Origin of the sequence: Rhodococcus sp. NCIMB 12038 (assembly GCF_002165735.1) — a bacterium.
In the GTDB taxonomy this organism is placed as follows: domain Bacteria; phylum Actinomycetota; class Actinomycetes; order Mycobacteriales; family Mycobacteriaceae; genus Rhodococcus_F.
Genome location: NZ_NHML01000029.1, coordinates 92,919 through 106,676, shown reverse-complemented (window position 1 = coordinate 106,676; position 13,758 = coordinate 92,919). Strand labels below are relative to the sequence as shown.

The 13,758-nt window shown below is 68.2% G+C and carries 9 protein-coding genes; 5 read left to right on the top strand and 4 right to left on the bottom strand.

The window, feature by feature from the left end; genetic code table 11:
• Positions 1–328: 328 nt before the first annotated feature.
• Entirely contained in the window at positions 329–1,543 is a 1,215-nt protein-coding gene (locus CA951_RS33140; RefSeq protein WP_087560906.1) for an acetyl-CoA C-acetyltransferase, read from the bottom strand.
• 254 nt (positions 1,544–1,797) lie between these two features.
• On the opposite strand from CA951_RS33140, the gene CA951_RS33135 reads away from it, so the two are divergent.
• The 4 genes from CA951_RS33135 to CA951_RS33120 all read left to right on the top strand — a co-directional run bounded on the left by CA951_RS33135 (position 1,798) and on the right by CA951_RS33120 (position 7,879).
• The gene (locus tag CA951_RS33135) at positions 1,798–3,264 is read left to right on the top strand and encodes a class I adenylate-forming enzyme family protein (protein WP_087560905.1); all 1,467 of its coding nucleotides are present in this window, start codon (positions 1,798–1,800) and stop codon (positions 3,262–3,264) included.
• Positions 3,265–3,330: 66 nt separating this feature from the next.
• Entirely contained in the window at positions 3,331–5,139 is a 1,809-nt protein-coding gene (locus tag CA951_RS33130; RefSeq protein ID WP_087560904.1) for a DUF3556 domain-containing protein, read from the top strand.
• On the top strand, positions 5,136–6,569 hold the full coding sequence (locus CA951_RS33125; protein ID WP_087560903.1) for an NAD(P)/FAD-dependent oxidoreductase: 1,434 nt from the start codon (positions 5,136–5,138) through the stop codon (positions 6,567–6,569). Before CA951_RS33130 ends, CA951_RS33125 begins: the two co-directional genes overlap by 4 nt.
• The gene (locus CA951_RS33120; protein WP_373414717.1) at positions 6,566–7,879 is read left to right on the top strand and encodes a PucR family transcriptional regulator; all 1,314 of its coding nucleotides are present in this window, start codon (positions 6,566–6,568) and stop codon (positions 7,877–7,879) included. The genes CA951_RS33125 and CA951_RS33120 overlap by 4 nt, the downstream gene beginning before the upstream one ends.
• Before the next feature lie 60 nt (positions 7,880–7,939).
• On the opposite strand, the gene CA951_RS33115 is transcribed toward CA951_RS33120, so the two are convergent.
• Genes CA951_RS33115 through CA951_RS33105 form a run of 3 tightly spaced genes read right to left on the bottom strand, consistent with a single transcriptional unit; the run spans position 7,940 to position 11,811 of the window.
• Entirely contained in the window at positions 7,940–9,631 is a 1,692-nt protein-coding gene (locus CA951_RS33115; RefSeq protein ID WP_087560902.1) for an acyl-CoA dehydrogenase family protein, read from the bottom strand.
• An 18-nt stretch (positions 9,632–9,649) separates the two neighbouring features.
• The gene (locus CA951_RS33110) at positions 9,650–11,155 is read right to left on the bottom strand and encodes a class I adenylate-forming enzyme family protein (RefSeq protein WP_087560901.1); all 1,506 of its coding nucleotides are present in this window, start codon (positions 11,153–11,155) and stop codon (positions 9,650–9,652) included.
• Positions 11,156–11,175: 20 nt separating this feature from the next.
• Complete coding sequence (locus CA951_RS33105; RefSeq protein ID WP_087560900.1) at positions 11,176–11,811, bottom strand: TetR/AcrR family transcriptional regulator C-terminal domain-containing protein; 636 nt, start codon at positions 11,809–11,811, stop codon at positions 11,176–11,178.
• Positions 11,812–11,945: 134 nt separating this feature from the next.
• Here CA951_RS33105 and CA951_RS33100 point away from each other — a divergent pair, with 134 nt between their 5' ends.
• Entirely contained in the window at positions 11,946–13,757 is a 1,812-nt protein-coding gene (locus tag CA951_RS33100; RefSeq protein ID WP_087560899.1) for an ABC transporter substrate-binding protein/permease, read from the top strand.
• Position 13,758 lies beyond the last annotated feature (1 nt).

The following is a 13,758-nucleotide window of genomic DNA, read 5'->3' as shown; positions in this document are numbered from 1 at the left end:
ATGCTGCACCGGTCGCGGACCATCACGTCGATCTGTTCGCGATCCTCGAGGGACAGGAACCGGGCGGATCGGGGTGGACTCCGGCGGGGACGAACCCCACCGGAGTCGATGATCCACCGGCGCGCGGTGGACGCGGTCACCTCCGCGGCGCACGCCGCTTCCACGACCGTGGCACCCTGCGTACGACACTGCCAGAANATCAACCGCGACTGCTCCGACGCCGGCGGACGACCGATCATCACCATCTGCAACACCCTCCATCATCAGGGATGTTGCAACGACCGGTTGAACCCGCCCAACCAGAAAGGCGCACGGGCGGCGGAGCCGCCTACAGGCGCTCGAGGACCATGGCCATGCCCTGACCGCCTCCGACGCACATGGTTTCGAGGCCGAACTGCTTGTCGTGGGTGGTCAGGTTGTTCAGCAGGGTGGCGGTGATGCGGGCGCCGGTCATGCCGAACGGGTGACCGAGGGCGATCGCGCCGCCGGAGACGTTCAGCTTGTCCTCATCGATGTTCAGCTCCCGCGCCGACCCGATCACCTGCACCGCGAACGCCTCGTTGATCTCGACCAGGTCGATGTCGGAGATACCCAACCCGGCGATCGCGAGGGCACGCCGGGACGCCTCGATCGGGCCGAGGCCCATGATCTCCGGCGACAGACCGGACACCCCGGTCGACACGATCCGCGCGAGCGGGGTCAGGCCGAGTTCCTTGGCCTTGGTGTCGGACATGATCACCAGGGCGGCGGCGCCGTCGTTGAGCGGGCACGCGTTGCCGGCGGTCACGGTGCCGTCCGGGCGGAACACCGGCTTCAGCTGGGAGACGGCCTCGTAGGTGGTGCCGGCGCGGGGGCCGTCGTCGGCGGAGACGACGGTGCCGTCGGGCAGGGTGACCGGGGTGATCTCCCGTGCAAAGAAGCCGTTCTCGATCGCTTCCTCGGCGCGGTTCTGGGAGCGCACCGCCCAACGGTCCTGCTCCTCGCGGGTGATGCCGGTGACCTGGGCGACGTTCTCGGCGGTCTGGCCCATCGCGATGTAGGTGTCGGGGACCAGACCCTCCTGCCGGGGATCAACCCACCGCTGGCCGCCCTGGGCGAGCTTCTCGGTGCGGGTCTGCGCGTCCGCGTACAGCGGGTTCTGGGTGTCGGGCAGCGAATCGGAGTTTCCCTTCACGAACCGGGACACCGTTTCGACGCCGGCGGAAATGAACACATCCCCCTCGCCGGCCTTGATGGCGTGCAGCGCCATCCGGGTGGTCTGCAGGGACGAGGAACAGTAGCGGGTGATGGTGGTGCCGGGGATGAAGTCGTAGCCGAGCTGGACGGCGACGTTGCGGCCCATGTTGAAGCCCTGCTCACCGCCGGGCAGGCCGCAGCCCAGGATGAGGTCGTTGACGTCGGTCGGGTCGAGTGCGGGCACCTTGTCGAGGGCCGCCTGCACCATCTGCGCGGCGAGGTCGTCGGGGCGCATGCCGACCAGCGACCCCTTCATGGCGCGACCGATCGGGGAACGGGCAATGGAAACGATGACGGCCTCGGGCATGGGTAACTCCTACCGATTGACGTGGTGGACGGCAGTCGGTGCGGACCTGCAGCCCCTCAGTTCTAAGCATATGCTTATTTTCTAAGCGTTTGCATATATTGACCACGGCTGCGGCACGGTGTCAACCCCCGGATGCCCGCGGTTGTGCTCAACCGACAACGCGGCGCGCGAACTCGAGCCCCCGAGACCGTTTCTCATCCTCACACCCGCCGATAGTGTCGTGGATCACACCACCACTTAAGGGGATCGAAATCGTGTCGCACATCGGCTATTTCGCTTGGGACCTCGCCGCGCAGCGCGCAGATGCGCCGTGCCTGCGCGACGACCGCCTCGACCTGACCTACCGGCAGTTCGCGCAGCGGGTCGACGCGTTCGCCGCGCAGTTGTCCGGGCACGGCGTCGGTCGCGGTGACGTCATCGCGATCATGCTGCCCAACCGCGCCGAACTGCTCGTCGCCCTCATGGCTGCCTGGCGGATCGGGGCGGCCGCGACCCCGGTCAATCCCACCTTCACCGCGACGGAAGCCGAGTATCAGATCGCGGACGCCGCGGCAGTTCTCGTCGTCAACGAGGGACCGGACGCACCCACCGGCGGACGGCCGACAATCGCCGTCGACGACATGGCGACCACCCCCGAACCCGACTGGGCGCCGGGCCCGACCGCCGGCGCAGACGACGTCGCCCTCCTGATCTACACGTCCGGTTCGACCGGGCGCCCCAAGGGTGTGATGCTCACCCACGAGAACCTGCAGTTCATGAGTTCGTCGATGGTGCAGCACTTCTCGCTCACCGCCGACGACCACTGCCTGCTGATCCTGCCGCTGTTCCACGTCAACGCGATCTGCGTCAGCTTCCTGACCCCGATGCTGGCCGGCGGTCAGCTGAGCGTCACCGGACGATTCTCTCCGGCCCGGTTCTTCGACGACGTCGCCCGCCTGCGCCCGACGTACTTCTCCGCGGTCCCGACCATCTACGCCCTGCTGGTCTCCCAGGACGCCGCCACCGACCTCTCGTCGCTGCGGTTCGCAGTGTGCGGGGCCGCCCCGATCTCGAAGGAACTCCTCGACCGCGCCGAGCAGCGTTTCGGTCTCGCCATCGTCGAGGGCTACGGGCTGACCGAGGGGACGTGCGCGTCGGCGTGCAACCCGCCGGGCGGTGTCCGCAAGCTGGGCACGGTCGGCCCCGCACTGCCGGGTCAGACCATCGCTATCGTCGACGAGTCCGGCGCACCGGCACCGGTGGGGACCGTCGGGGAGGTAATGATCCGGGGCGCGAACGTGATGCGCGGCTACCTCGGACGGCCCGAAGAAACCGAACGCACCGTCGTCGACGGGTGGCTGCACACCGGCGACGTCGGCCGCCTCGACGAGGACGGGTACCTCACCCTCGTCGACCGCATCAAGGACATGATCATCCGCGGCGGCGAGAACATCTACCCCAAGGAGATCGAGAACGCCCTCGCCACCCACGACGACGTCCTCGAGGCGGCCGTGATCGGCGCCCCCCACGAGGTGTACGGCGAGGTCCCGGTTGCCTACGTCGTCGCCTACCCCGACAGCCCGGTCACCGATGATCAGCTCGACGAGCACCTGCGCGACCGGCTCACGAAAGTCAAACTGCCCGTAGCCATTCACGTCGTCGACGCGCTGCCCCGCAACCCCGTCGGCAAGATCGACAAGCCCGGACTGCGCAGCAGACACCGGACCGCCACCGTCAACTGATCCGGCACCACTCCAGACCTCGGGCGTCACCCGAGGCGATGACCCCTACCCACAAGGAGCCTCCCCATGGGATTCAAGACCGGGAACTTCCCCGAAGTCGACCCCGCCACCTTCCTCGACCGACCCTTCTTCGACCGGATCCGCGCCATGTCGACGCATTGGGTCGACTACGGCTTCGGTACCCCGAAGATGGTGCACACCATCTACATCCTGAAACTGCTCGTCCTCTACCTGGGCGCCGGACTGTCGATCGCGACGTTCACCTCCGGGTACAACGTGCTCGACGTCGGCGCGTGGTGGAACGCACCGATCGTGTACCAGAAACTGATCCTGTGGACCCTGCTGATCGAAACCATCGGCCTGGGCGGTTCCTGGGGTCCGCTCGCCGGCCACTTCAAGCCGATGATGGGTGGCGCCCTGTTCTGGCTCCGGCCCGGCACCATCCGGCTCCCACCGTGGCCGGGGAAGGTACCGCTCACCTCCGGCGACACCCGCACCGTGTTCGACGTCCTGATCTACGCCGCAATTCTGATCAACATCGTGCTCACGCTCGGGTTCGCCGGCGTGCACACACCATCCATCGACGCGGTGCTGCCCGGCAACCACGGCCTGGTCGACCCCACGCTCCTGTTGCCGCTGATCGCACTGCTGATCGTGATCGGGCTGCGAGACAAGGTCATCTTCATCGCCGCCCGCGGCGAGCAGTATTTTCCGGCGGTCGTCTTCTTCGGAGTCCTGCCGTTCGTCGACATGATCATCGCGCTCAAGCTGCTCATCGTGTCGGTGTGGGTCGGCGCCGGGATCTCCAAGCTCGGACACCACTTCTCGATGGTGGTCCCGCCGATGCTGTCCAACACCCCGTGGATGCCGTTCAAGAAGATCAAGCGCGCCCACTACCGCAATTTCCCCGAGGACCTGCGACCGTCGATCGTCGCCGGTGGTGTCGCCCACGTGCTCGGCACGGTCGTGGAGGTGGTGACGCCGCTGGTGCTGCTGTTCTCCACCAATCGCACGCTGACGCTGCTCGCGGTCGCGTTGATGGTGGCGTTCCACCTGTTCATCCTGTCGACGTTCCCGCTCGCGGTGCCGCTCGAATGGAATCTGCTGTTCGCCTACGCGTCGATCTTCCTGTTCGTCGGATTCCCCGCCTGGGACGGGTACGGTGTCGCCGACATGTCCTCGGTGTGGCTGACCGCGGTGATCGTCGCCGCCCTGGTGTTCTTCCCGATCCTCGGCAACCTGCGCCCCGACCTCGTCTCGTTCCTGCCGTCGATGCGCCAATACGCCGGCAACTGGGCGTCGGCCACCTGGGCGTTCGCGCCGGGCGCCGAGGAGAAGCTCGACCAATTCGTGAAGCGGCCCAGCCAGAACACCCGCACCCAGTTGCTCGCCACCTACCCGCCGGAGGTCGCGGACGTGGTGATGCATCAACTGCTCGGCTGGCGGTCGATGCACAGCCAGGGCCGCGCCCTGCTGTCGCTGATGAGCCGGCACCTCGGCGACGACATCGACACCTACTCGCTGCGGGAGGCCGAGTTCAGCTGCAACTCGCTGGTGGCGTTCAACTTCGGTGACGGTCACCTGCACAACGAGTTCCTGATCGCCGCACTGCAGCGCCGCTGCAACTTCGCGCCGGGCGAATTCGTGATCGCCTGGATCGAATCGCAGCCCATCCACAAGGGCATCCAGGAGTACAAGGTGATCGACGCCGCCCTCGGGGTCATCGAACGGGGCACCTACAGGGTGTCGGACGCGATCAACGAGCAGCCGTGGCTGCCGAACGGGCCCATTCCGTTCGACGTGCAGTGGAGACTGGAGGGAGACGTCGAAAAGGAGAGCGAGTTGCCGAAGTCGAACGTGGCGGTGCGGCCGTGACGACCGCGGTCGTGGTCGGTAGCGGGCCCAACGGGCTCGCCGCCGCGGTCCACCTCGCCCGGCACGGCGTCGACGTCCAGGTCCTCGAGGCCGCCGACACCATCGGCGGCGGCACCCGATCCGGCGAACTCACCGTCCCCGGACTGCTGCACGACGAGTGCTCCGCCTTCCACCCGATGGGCGCCGGGTCGCCGTACCTGCGGACCCTCGACCTCGAACGGTTTGGGCTGACGTGGAAGTGGCCGGAGATCGACTGCGCACACCCCCTCGACACCGGTGACGCCGGGCTGCTGCACCGCTCCGTCGACGACACCGCCGCCGGCCTGGGCGACGACGGAACCCGTTGGCAGCGGATGTTCGGCGGACTCGCCGACGGCTTCGACGACCTCGCCGCCGACCTCATGCGCCCGATCGCGAACGTCCCCCGGCACCCGATCAAACTCGCGAGTTTCGGCCCGCGCGCCCTGCTCCCGGCCACCGTCACGGCCCGCTGGTGGCGCACGGAGAAGGCCCGCGCACTGTTCGGCGGCGTCGCCGCGCACGCGTACTACCGCCTCGACCGGCCCGCGACGTCCGCGGTCGGGTTGATGATCGTCGCCGCCGGGCACCGCTACGGCTGGCCGGTCGCCGAGGGCGGGTCGCAGTCGATCACCGCCGCGCTCGCCGCGATGTTCACCGACTGGGGCGGCAAGATCACCACCGGCACCCGGGTCCGCAGTGTGCGGGACATTCCGCAGGCGGACGTCGTCCTCCTCGACCTCGCGCCGTCCGCCGCCGCCGACATCCTCGGCGACCGGTTGCCGCCGCGGGTCGCCAAGGCCTACCGCCGGTACCGGCACGGACCCGCCGCGTTCAAGGTCGACTTCGCCGTCGACGGCGGGGTGCCGTGGACCGACCCCGCCTGCGGTCGTGCCGGAACCGTGCACCTGGGTGGCACTTTCGCGGAGATCGCCGACGCCGAACGCGCCGTCGCGACGGGCCGGATGCCGCAGCGGCCGTTCGTCCTCGTCGGACAGCAGTATGTCGCCGACCCCGGACGGTCGAACGGGAACCTGCACCCGCTGTACGCGTACGCCCATGTCCCGCACGGGTACTCCGGGGACGCGACCGAGGCGGTGGTCGCGCAGATCGAACGGTTCGCCCCCGGGTTCCGGGACCGCGTCGTCGCCACCGTCAGCAGTGGTCCCGTGCAACTGGCCGCGTCCAACGCGAACTATGTCGGCGGCGACATCATCGGCGGCGCCAACACCGAAACCCAGGTAGTGCTGCGGCCCCGGATCGCCCTCGACCCGTACAGCACCGGGATTCCGGGCACCTACCTGTGCTCGGCGTCCGCACCGCCCGGCGCCGGCGCGCACGGCATGTGCGGGTACAACGCCGCCCAGTCCGCGCTACGTTATCTGCGCCGCGCCGGAGGGGACGTGCTGTGAGCAGTCCCGCCCCCGGTGACCGCCGCGCCGGTGCCCGTCGCCGGATGGCGCGGGTGCCGGCGATGGCGGAGACCGAGGTCCTCGACATCGTTGCCGGCATCGCACGGAAACTCGATGCGCGGCAGGCGGAGATCACCCACGCGATGAGCGCGCTGCTCGCGCACGAGATCGACCAACTCGACGAGGACCCGCAACTCGTCGAACTACTCGAGGCCAGTGTGCACGGCAACGTCTCGACAATCGTCCACGTTCTGGCCAACGACATTCCCGTCGACCATCTCCAGCCCACCACCGCCGCCGTGGAGTACGCGCTGCGGCTGGCGCAACGCGACGTGTCGTCGAACTCGCTGGTGCGCGCGTATCACATGGGCCAGGACGATCTGATGAAGATCTGCTACGACGAGGTCAGCGCCCTCGAACTGCCCGGTCCGCTGACTCTTGCTGTGCTCAAACATATTTCGGAGGTCGTGTACAGCTACATCGACTGGATCACGCTGTACGTGTTCGACGCCTACGAGCAGGAACGGCGGCGGTGGCTGGGGGCCCGCGGCAACGTGCACTCGTCGACCATCCACACCCTCCTCACAGGAACCGGCTCCGACGGGTCCGCGTTCGAGACCGAGACGCAGTACCGACTCGACCAGACACATGTCGCGATGATCCTGTGGTCCACCGGCGCCGACACCGAGGCGAGCCTCAACGCGCTCGACCACTACGTGCGCGACCTCGCCCGCCACCTCGCCACCGACTCGGCTCCCATAGTCACCGCCATCGACCGTCGAACTCTCTGGGCTTGGCTCCCTTTCGGTCGCCGCAAGCCGGTCCTCGACACCACCGAACTCGCCGCCGCCCTGCCGTCGAAGCCCGGCATCCGGACCGCGATCGGCCTGCCCGCGCCCGGGGTCGCCGGATTCCGGCGGTCGCACGAACAGGCGCGGGCCGCCTACTCCGTCGCCACCGTGCCCCACACCCAGGTCCGGCCGATCGTCGGTTTCGGCGACCGCGGCGTCGCCGTCGTGTCCCTCCTCGCCGAGAACCTGGACTCCACCCGCGCGTGGGTGTGGGAGGTCCTCGGCCCGCTCGCGGAGAACACCGACCAGGCCGCGACCCTGCGGGCCACGCTGAGCACCTACTTCGCGACCGGCGAAAGCCACCTCCACACCGCGCAGCAGATGAACCTGCACCGCAACACCGTCAAATACCGCATCACCAAGGCACTCGGCGACCCGGCCACCGGCACACACAGCAAGCTGGATCTCGCACTCGCCCTGCAGGTGTGCGAGTTCCTGGGCCCGACGGTCCTGCGGTAGGCGGCTCCGCCGCCTGTGCGCCTTTCTGGTTGTTCCAGCTACCAAAAAGGCGCACGGGCGCTACGCGCGTTTCAGGATCGCCCGCAGGTCGGCCGCCGGGGAGAGAGTGCCATATTCGTGGCTGCGGTCGGGGCCGAGGCGGGCGTCGACGAAACAGTCCGCGACGGCGGCGGGCGAGAACCGGGTGAGCAGCGACGCCTGCAGCGCGAGGGCCATCGATTCGACGACGGCGCGGGCGCGGCGTTGGGCGTCGGCGGGGTCGAGTCCGGCGAGTTCGCCGAGTTGCGTACGGACCCGGTCGAGGTGCGCGTCCAGCACGGTGTTGGCGCCGCGAGCCAGGTTCACCTCGGTGTCGAACGCGGCGACGCTGTCGGGTTCGCGGGTCATCGCGCGCAGGACGTCGAGGGCGATGACGTTCCCCGATCCCTCCCAGACGGCCATGACGGGCTGTTCGCGGTAGCGGCGGGCGAGCGGGAAGTCCTCGGTGTAGCCGTTGCCGCCCAGGCATTCCAGTGCCTCGTAGGCGTGGTGCGGGCCGCGCTTGCAGATCCAGTACTTCGCGACGGCGGTCGCGAGCCGGCGGAAGCTGCGTTCCTGCTCGCTCGCGTCCTCGTCGTGGGCGCGGGCGAGTCGCAGGGCGGTGACGGTGGCCGCCTCGGACTCGAGCGCGAGGTCGGCGAGCACCGACGTCATGGCGGGCTGATCGGCCAGGACGGCACCGAACGCGGCACGGTGCCGGGCGTGCCATACGGCCTCGGCGACGGACTGCCGCATCCCCGCCGCGCTGCCGAGCACGCAGTCGAGGCGGGTGCGCGCAACCATCTCGATGATGGTGCGGACCCCGCGACCGGGTTCGCCGACCATGACGCCGACGGTGCCATCGAGTTCGATCTCGGACGACGCGTTGGACTTGTTGCCGAGTTTGTTCTTCAGCCGCTGGATGCGGAAGACGTTGCGGGTGCCGTCCGGGAGGATCCGCGGCAGCAGGAAGCACGAGAGACCTTCGCCGCCTACACCTTCCGCCTGCGCGAGCACGAGGAACGCGTCGGACATCGGTGCGGAGCAGAACCACTTGTGGCCGGTGAGCAGGTAGTCGGCGCCGGGACCGCCGCGGCCCGCGGGCTTCGCGACGGTGGTGTTGGCGCGGACGTCGGAGCCGCCCTGTTTCTCCGTCATCGACATGCCGAAGATCGCGGACGCCTTGCCCGGTGCGTCGAGTTCCGGGGTGTAGCTGCGGGACAGGGCGCGCGGCTTCCAGATCGCGGCGACGTCGGGTTGCAGTTCGAGGGACGGGATGACGGCGTTGGTCATCGAGATCGGACAGGAGTGGCCCGGCTCGATCTGCGCGAACAGCATGAATGCGGCTGCACGAGCGACATTTGCGCCGGGTTTCGGATCGGCCCACGCCGACGTGTGCGCGCCGTGTGCGACGGCCGCGGAGATGATCCGGTGGTAGGACGGGTGGTATTCGACCTCGTCGATCCGGTTGCCCCAGCGGTCGAACGTCTTCAGTTCGGGAATGATCGTGTTGGCGAGTTCGGCGTCGTGCTGGAATGTGGCGCTGCCGACGAGCGCGCCGATGTCTGTGAGTTCCGCAGTGGCCCAGTCGGCGTCGTGGCGGCGGACACCTTCGGACAGCACCGTGTCGAGTGTGAACTCGTTGACGTCGGTGCGGGGCACCGACTGGTTGAGCACGGTGTGCGTCCGGTGGGGTGCGGGATGGGTGACGTTCGTTTCGGAAAAAGTAGTCATGGCGGTGTCTTTCGTGAGTCAGCTCGCGGTGCGGATCAGGTGCTTCTGGATTTTGCCGGTGGGGGTGCGGGGCAGCACTGTGGCGAACACGTAGTCGCGGGGAATCTTGTAGCGCGCCAGCTTGTCCGACAGGTAGTCGCGGAGGTCGTCGGCTCCCACGACGTCCGGTTCCCGCCACACGACGTGCGCGACGACGGTCTCGCCCCACTCGGGGTGCGGGCGTCCCACGACTGCGACGTCGACGACGTCGGGGTGGCCGGAGATGGCGTCCTCCACTTCCTTGGAATAAACGTTCTCACCGCCGGTGATGATCATGTCCTTCGCGCGGTCGACGATGAAGAGGTAGCCGTCGTCGTCCGTGCGGGCGAGATCGCCGGTGCGGTACCAGCCGTCGTCGGCGAAGACGGCCGCGGTGGCGTCGGGGTCGTCGAGGTAGCCCTGCATCACGGTGTCGGTGCGCACCCAGATCTCGCCGATCCCGCCGGCGGGCACGTCGGCGCCGCCGGGTCCGGCCAGGCGTATGTCGACGCCGGCGAGCGCGACCCGGCCGATGGACCCGGCCTTGGTCAGCTGCTCCTCCGGATACAGCACGGCCCCGACGGGACCCGTCTCCGTCATCCCGTACACCTGGTAGAAGTTGGTGGTCCGGTACGACTCGACGAGCCTGCGGGCCACGTCCGCGCCGATCGGCCCGCCGCCGTACAGCCAGGCCCGGACACTCGACAGGTCGTAGGCGGCGAAGTCGGGGACCGCGTTCAGTGCCGTCGTGTAGATGACCGGCGGCCCGAAGCACAATGTGATGCGTTGCTGCTGAACCGCTTCCAGGAAACGGACGGGGTGATACTCGCGCAGGAGCACCACGGTGCCGCCCACGTACAGCGTGGCCATCAGCCAGTTGTTCAGCGGGGACGCGTGCCAGATCGGGACGGCCATCAGCAGCCGCTCGTCGCGGGTGATGGACAGGCCGAGCGCCGCCGTGGTCGCGACGCGCACGACGTTGCGGTGGCTGTGCACGCAGCCCTTGGGCGCGCCGGTGGTGCCGGACGTGTAGAGGATCTCGGCGGGGTCGTTCTCGTCGACGTCGATGCCGTCGATCGGGTCGAGGTCCGCGATCGCGTCGTCGAAGAAGGGGCGACCGTCGACTGCGGTGTCGGTGGACAGCAGTACCACCGGCGTCTGCAACCGCTCGATCACGGGCGCGAGTTCGCCGTCGAAGACGCACACCTTCACGTGCGCGTGCCGCAGGATGTAGTCGACCTCGGGCGCCTGCATCTTGTGGTTGACCGGCACCACGACCGCGCCGATGCGCCAGGCGCCGAGCATGGCGTAGACGAAGCCGGGGGTGTTGAAACACATGAGGGCAACGCGGTCACCGCGCCCGACCCCCAGTTTCTGCAGGAGTGCCGCGGCGTGGCGGCTGCCGTCCTGCACGGAACCATACGTATGGTTCCGGCCCTGGAAGTGGAGAAATGCCTTGTCGGGCGTCTTGCGGACGTTGCTGTCGAATACGCGAACGATGTTCATCGCGCTCCTTGAAGAGGGGTTCAGTCGATGGAGGTGTTGAGGACGGTCTCGGGGATCTGCAGGTTCGCGAAGATGACGGCGACGGCCTCCTCGAGCGAGTAGCCGAAGCTCTCGCCGGTGGCGGTCTTCTGGATCACCAGTCCGAAGATCGCCGACCAGAACGCCTTCGCCTCGACGTCGATGCCGGCGCGCAGCTGCCACCCTGTGCGCATCAGGGTGCGGATGAGTGCGTCCTCGCCCGAGGAGTGCAGGGTGCGGAGGGTGTCGGTGATGAGGTCGCGGAGTTCGCCGCGGCGGCCCGTCATGAGCATCGCTTCCACGAACAATTCGACGCTGGGTGCGCCCGCCCCGAGCAGGGAGCCGACGAGTTTCTCCGTGTAGTCGCCGACGGTCTCCGCGGTGGCGGCGTCGTCCTCGGCCCGCTTGCCTGCGCGCAGCACGGCAGCGCAGGCCACTTCGACGAAGAGCCGCTCCTTGGACCCGTAGTAATACGTCACCTGGTTGGGGTGGGCCCCGGCGGCGGCACAGATCTGGGTGATCGCGACGCCGTCGCCGTGCTCGAGGAAGAGTTCGGTGGCGGCGGTGAACAGGGCGTCGCGGGTCTGACGACCGGACTCCCGGGTTCCGCGCGCTGCTCGGCCCGTCTGCGACACCATGGCTGCCTCCAAGTTGTTTGTACGACAAACAATAACTTCTTCTTGTTTGTATGACAAACAAGGAGAGTGACGGGCGTCGCCCGAGGCGTCCTCCGAGCCCGGATATCCCGCCTGCCAGGGTTACGCTGCTCACCATGTTTTCTTCCGTCGGAGCGAAGATCCGTGTGGCGGTGGCGTTACTGCTCACCGCCCTGCTGGCGTTGACCCTGTCGTCGTGTTCGAGCGGCGGCGACAACTCGGGGTCGGCGCCGCAGGATCTGTGTTCCCCGCCGGGAGTCGGCGCGGCCACCGCCGCCCCGACCAACCTCGCCGCCTCGGGTGCCGCGGCCGAAGACCGCTACACGACGCCGTCGACCACCCCGCTCGACCAGATCGACACGTCGAAACTGAACCTCATCACCCCCGGGGTGCTCACCGTCGGCACCCTGTCCGACGCACCGCCGAGCATCTGTGTGAACTCGGACAACCAGTTCACCGGCTACGACAACGAACTGCTGCGGGCCGTCGCCGACAAGCTGGGCCTGCGTGTCGACTTCGTCGGCACCGAGTTCGCCGGGCTTCTCGCCCAGGTCGCCGGGCGCCGCTTCGACGTCGGGTCCTCGTCCATCACCACGACGGACGAACGCCGCAACACCGTCGGCTTCACCAACGGCTACGACTTCGGCTACTTCTCGCTCGTCGTTCCCAACGGCGGACCGATCCAGAGCTTCGACGACCTGAACGCGTCGACCCGCATCGGCGTCGTCCAGGGCACCGTCCAGGACGACTACGTCGTCAACACGCTGAAGCTGAACCCGGTGAAGTTCCCCGACTACGCCACCGCGTACGCCAACCTCAAGACCGGGCAGATCGACGCCTGGGTGGCGCCGTCGCAGCAGGCCGAGGGCGCCATCGCGCCGGGCGATCCCACGTCGATCGTCGAGAACACCTTCAGCGTCAACAACTATGTGGGCTGGGCCGTCAACAAGGAGAACCAGCCGCTCGTCGACGCACTCAACTCCGGGCTCGATGCTGTCATCGCGGACGGCACCTGGGCCCAGCTGTACTCCGACTGGGTGCCCCGCGAACTGCCCGAGGGCTGGAAGCCGGGCAGCAAGGCGGCGCCGGCGCCCGACCTCCCGCACTTCGCCGCGATCGCCGCCCAGAACGCGAACAACACGACCGAAACCCCGGTCGCCGAACCCAAGTCGACACTCCAGCAACTGAAGGACACGTTCTTCGACTGGGACCTCTACACACGGGCCTTCCCCGACCTGCTGAAGACCGGTCTGCCGAACACGCTGATCCTGGCGTTGGCGTCCGGCATCGTCGGCACCGTCCTCGGCATGCTGCTCGCGATGGCCGGCATCTCCCGCACCCGCTGGCTGCGCTGGCCCGCCCGCGTCTACACGGACGTTTTCCGCGGCCTACCCGCCGTCGTCATCATCCTCATCGTCGGACTCGGCGCCGGACCCGTCGTCAAGGGACTCACCGGCAACAACCCGTACTGGCTCGGCGCCGCCGCGCTGTCGCTGCTGGCGTCCGCGTACATCGGTGAGATCTTCCGGTCCGGCATCCAGAGCGTCGAACCCGGGCAGCTCGAGGCGTCCCGGGCGCTCGGCTTCAGCTACCGGAAGTCGATGACGCTCGTCGTGGTCCCGCAGGGTGTGCGGCGGGTGCTGCCCGCGCTGATGAACCAGTTCATCTCGCTGATCAAGGACTCGTCGCTGATCTACTTCCTCGGCCTCCTCGTCAGCCAGCGGGAACTGTTCGCCGTCGGCCGCGACCTCAACGCGCAGACCGGCAACCTGTCACCACTTGTCGCCGCCGGCCTGTTCTACCTGGCGCTCACCATCCCGCTGACGCACCTCGTCAACTACATCGACAACCGTCTGCGCACCGGCCGCGCCGACACGTCCGGCACGCTCGACCCGGTGGAACAGTCCATCGTCGTGGAAAGGGGATAGG

Excerpts from the sequence above, each read along its gene's own strand:
- CA951_RS33140 (WP_087560906.1), bottom strand. The coding sequence starts at position 1,543 with ATGCCCGAGGCCGTCATCGTTTCCATTGCCCGTTCCCCGATCGGTCGC.
- CA951_RS33130 (WP_087560904.1), top strand. The coding sequence starts at position 3,331 with ATGGGATTCAAGACCGGGAACTTCCCCGAAGTCGACCCCGCCACCTTC.
- CA951_RS33115 (WP_087560902.1), bottom strand. The coding sequence starts at position 9,631 with ATGACTACTTTTTCCGAAACGAACGTCACCCATCCCGCACCCCACCGG.
- CA951_RS33110 (WP_087560901.1), bottom strand. The coding sequence starts at position 11,155 with ATGAACATCGTTCGCGTATTCGACAGCAACGTCCGCAAGACGCCCGAC.
- CA951_RS33105 (WP_087560900.1), bottom strand. The coding sequence starts at position 11,811 with ATGGTGTCGCAGACGGGCCGAGCAGCGCGCGGAACCCGGGAGTCCGGT.
- CA951_RS33100 (WP_087560899.1), top strand. The coding sequence starts at position 11,946 with ATGTTTTCTTCCGTCGGAGCGAAGATCCGTGTGGCGGTGGCGTTACTG.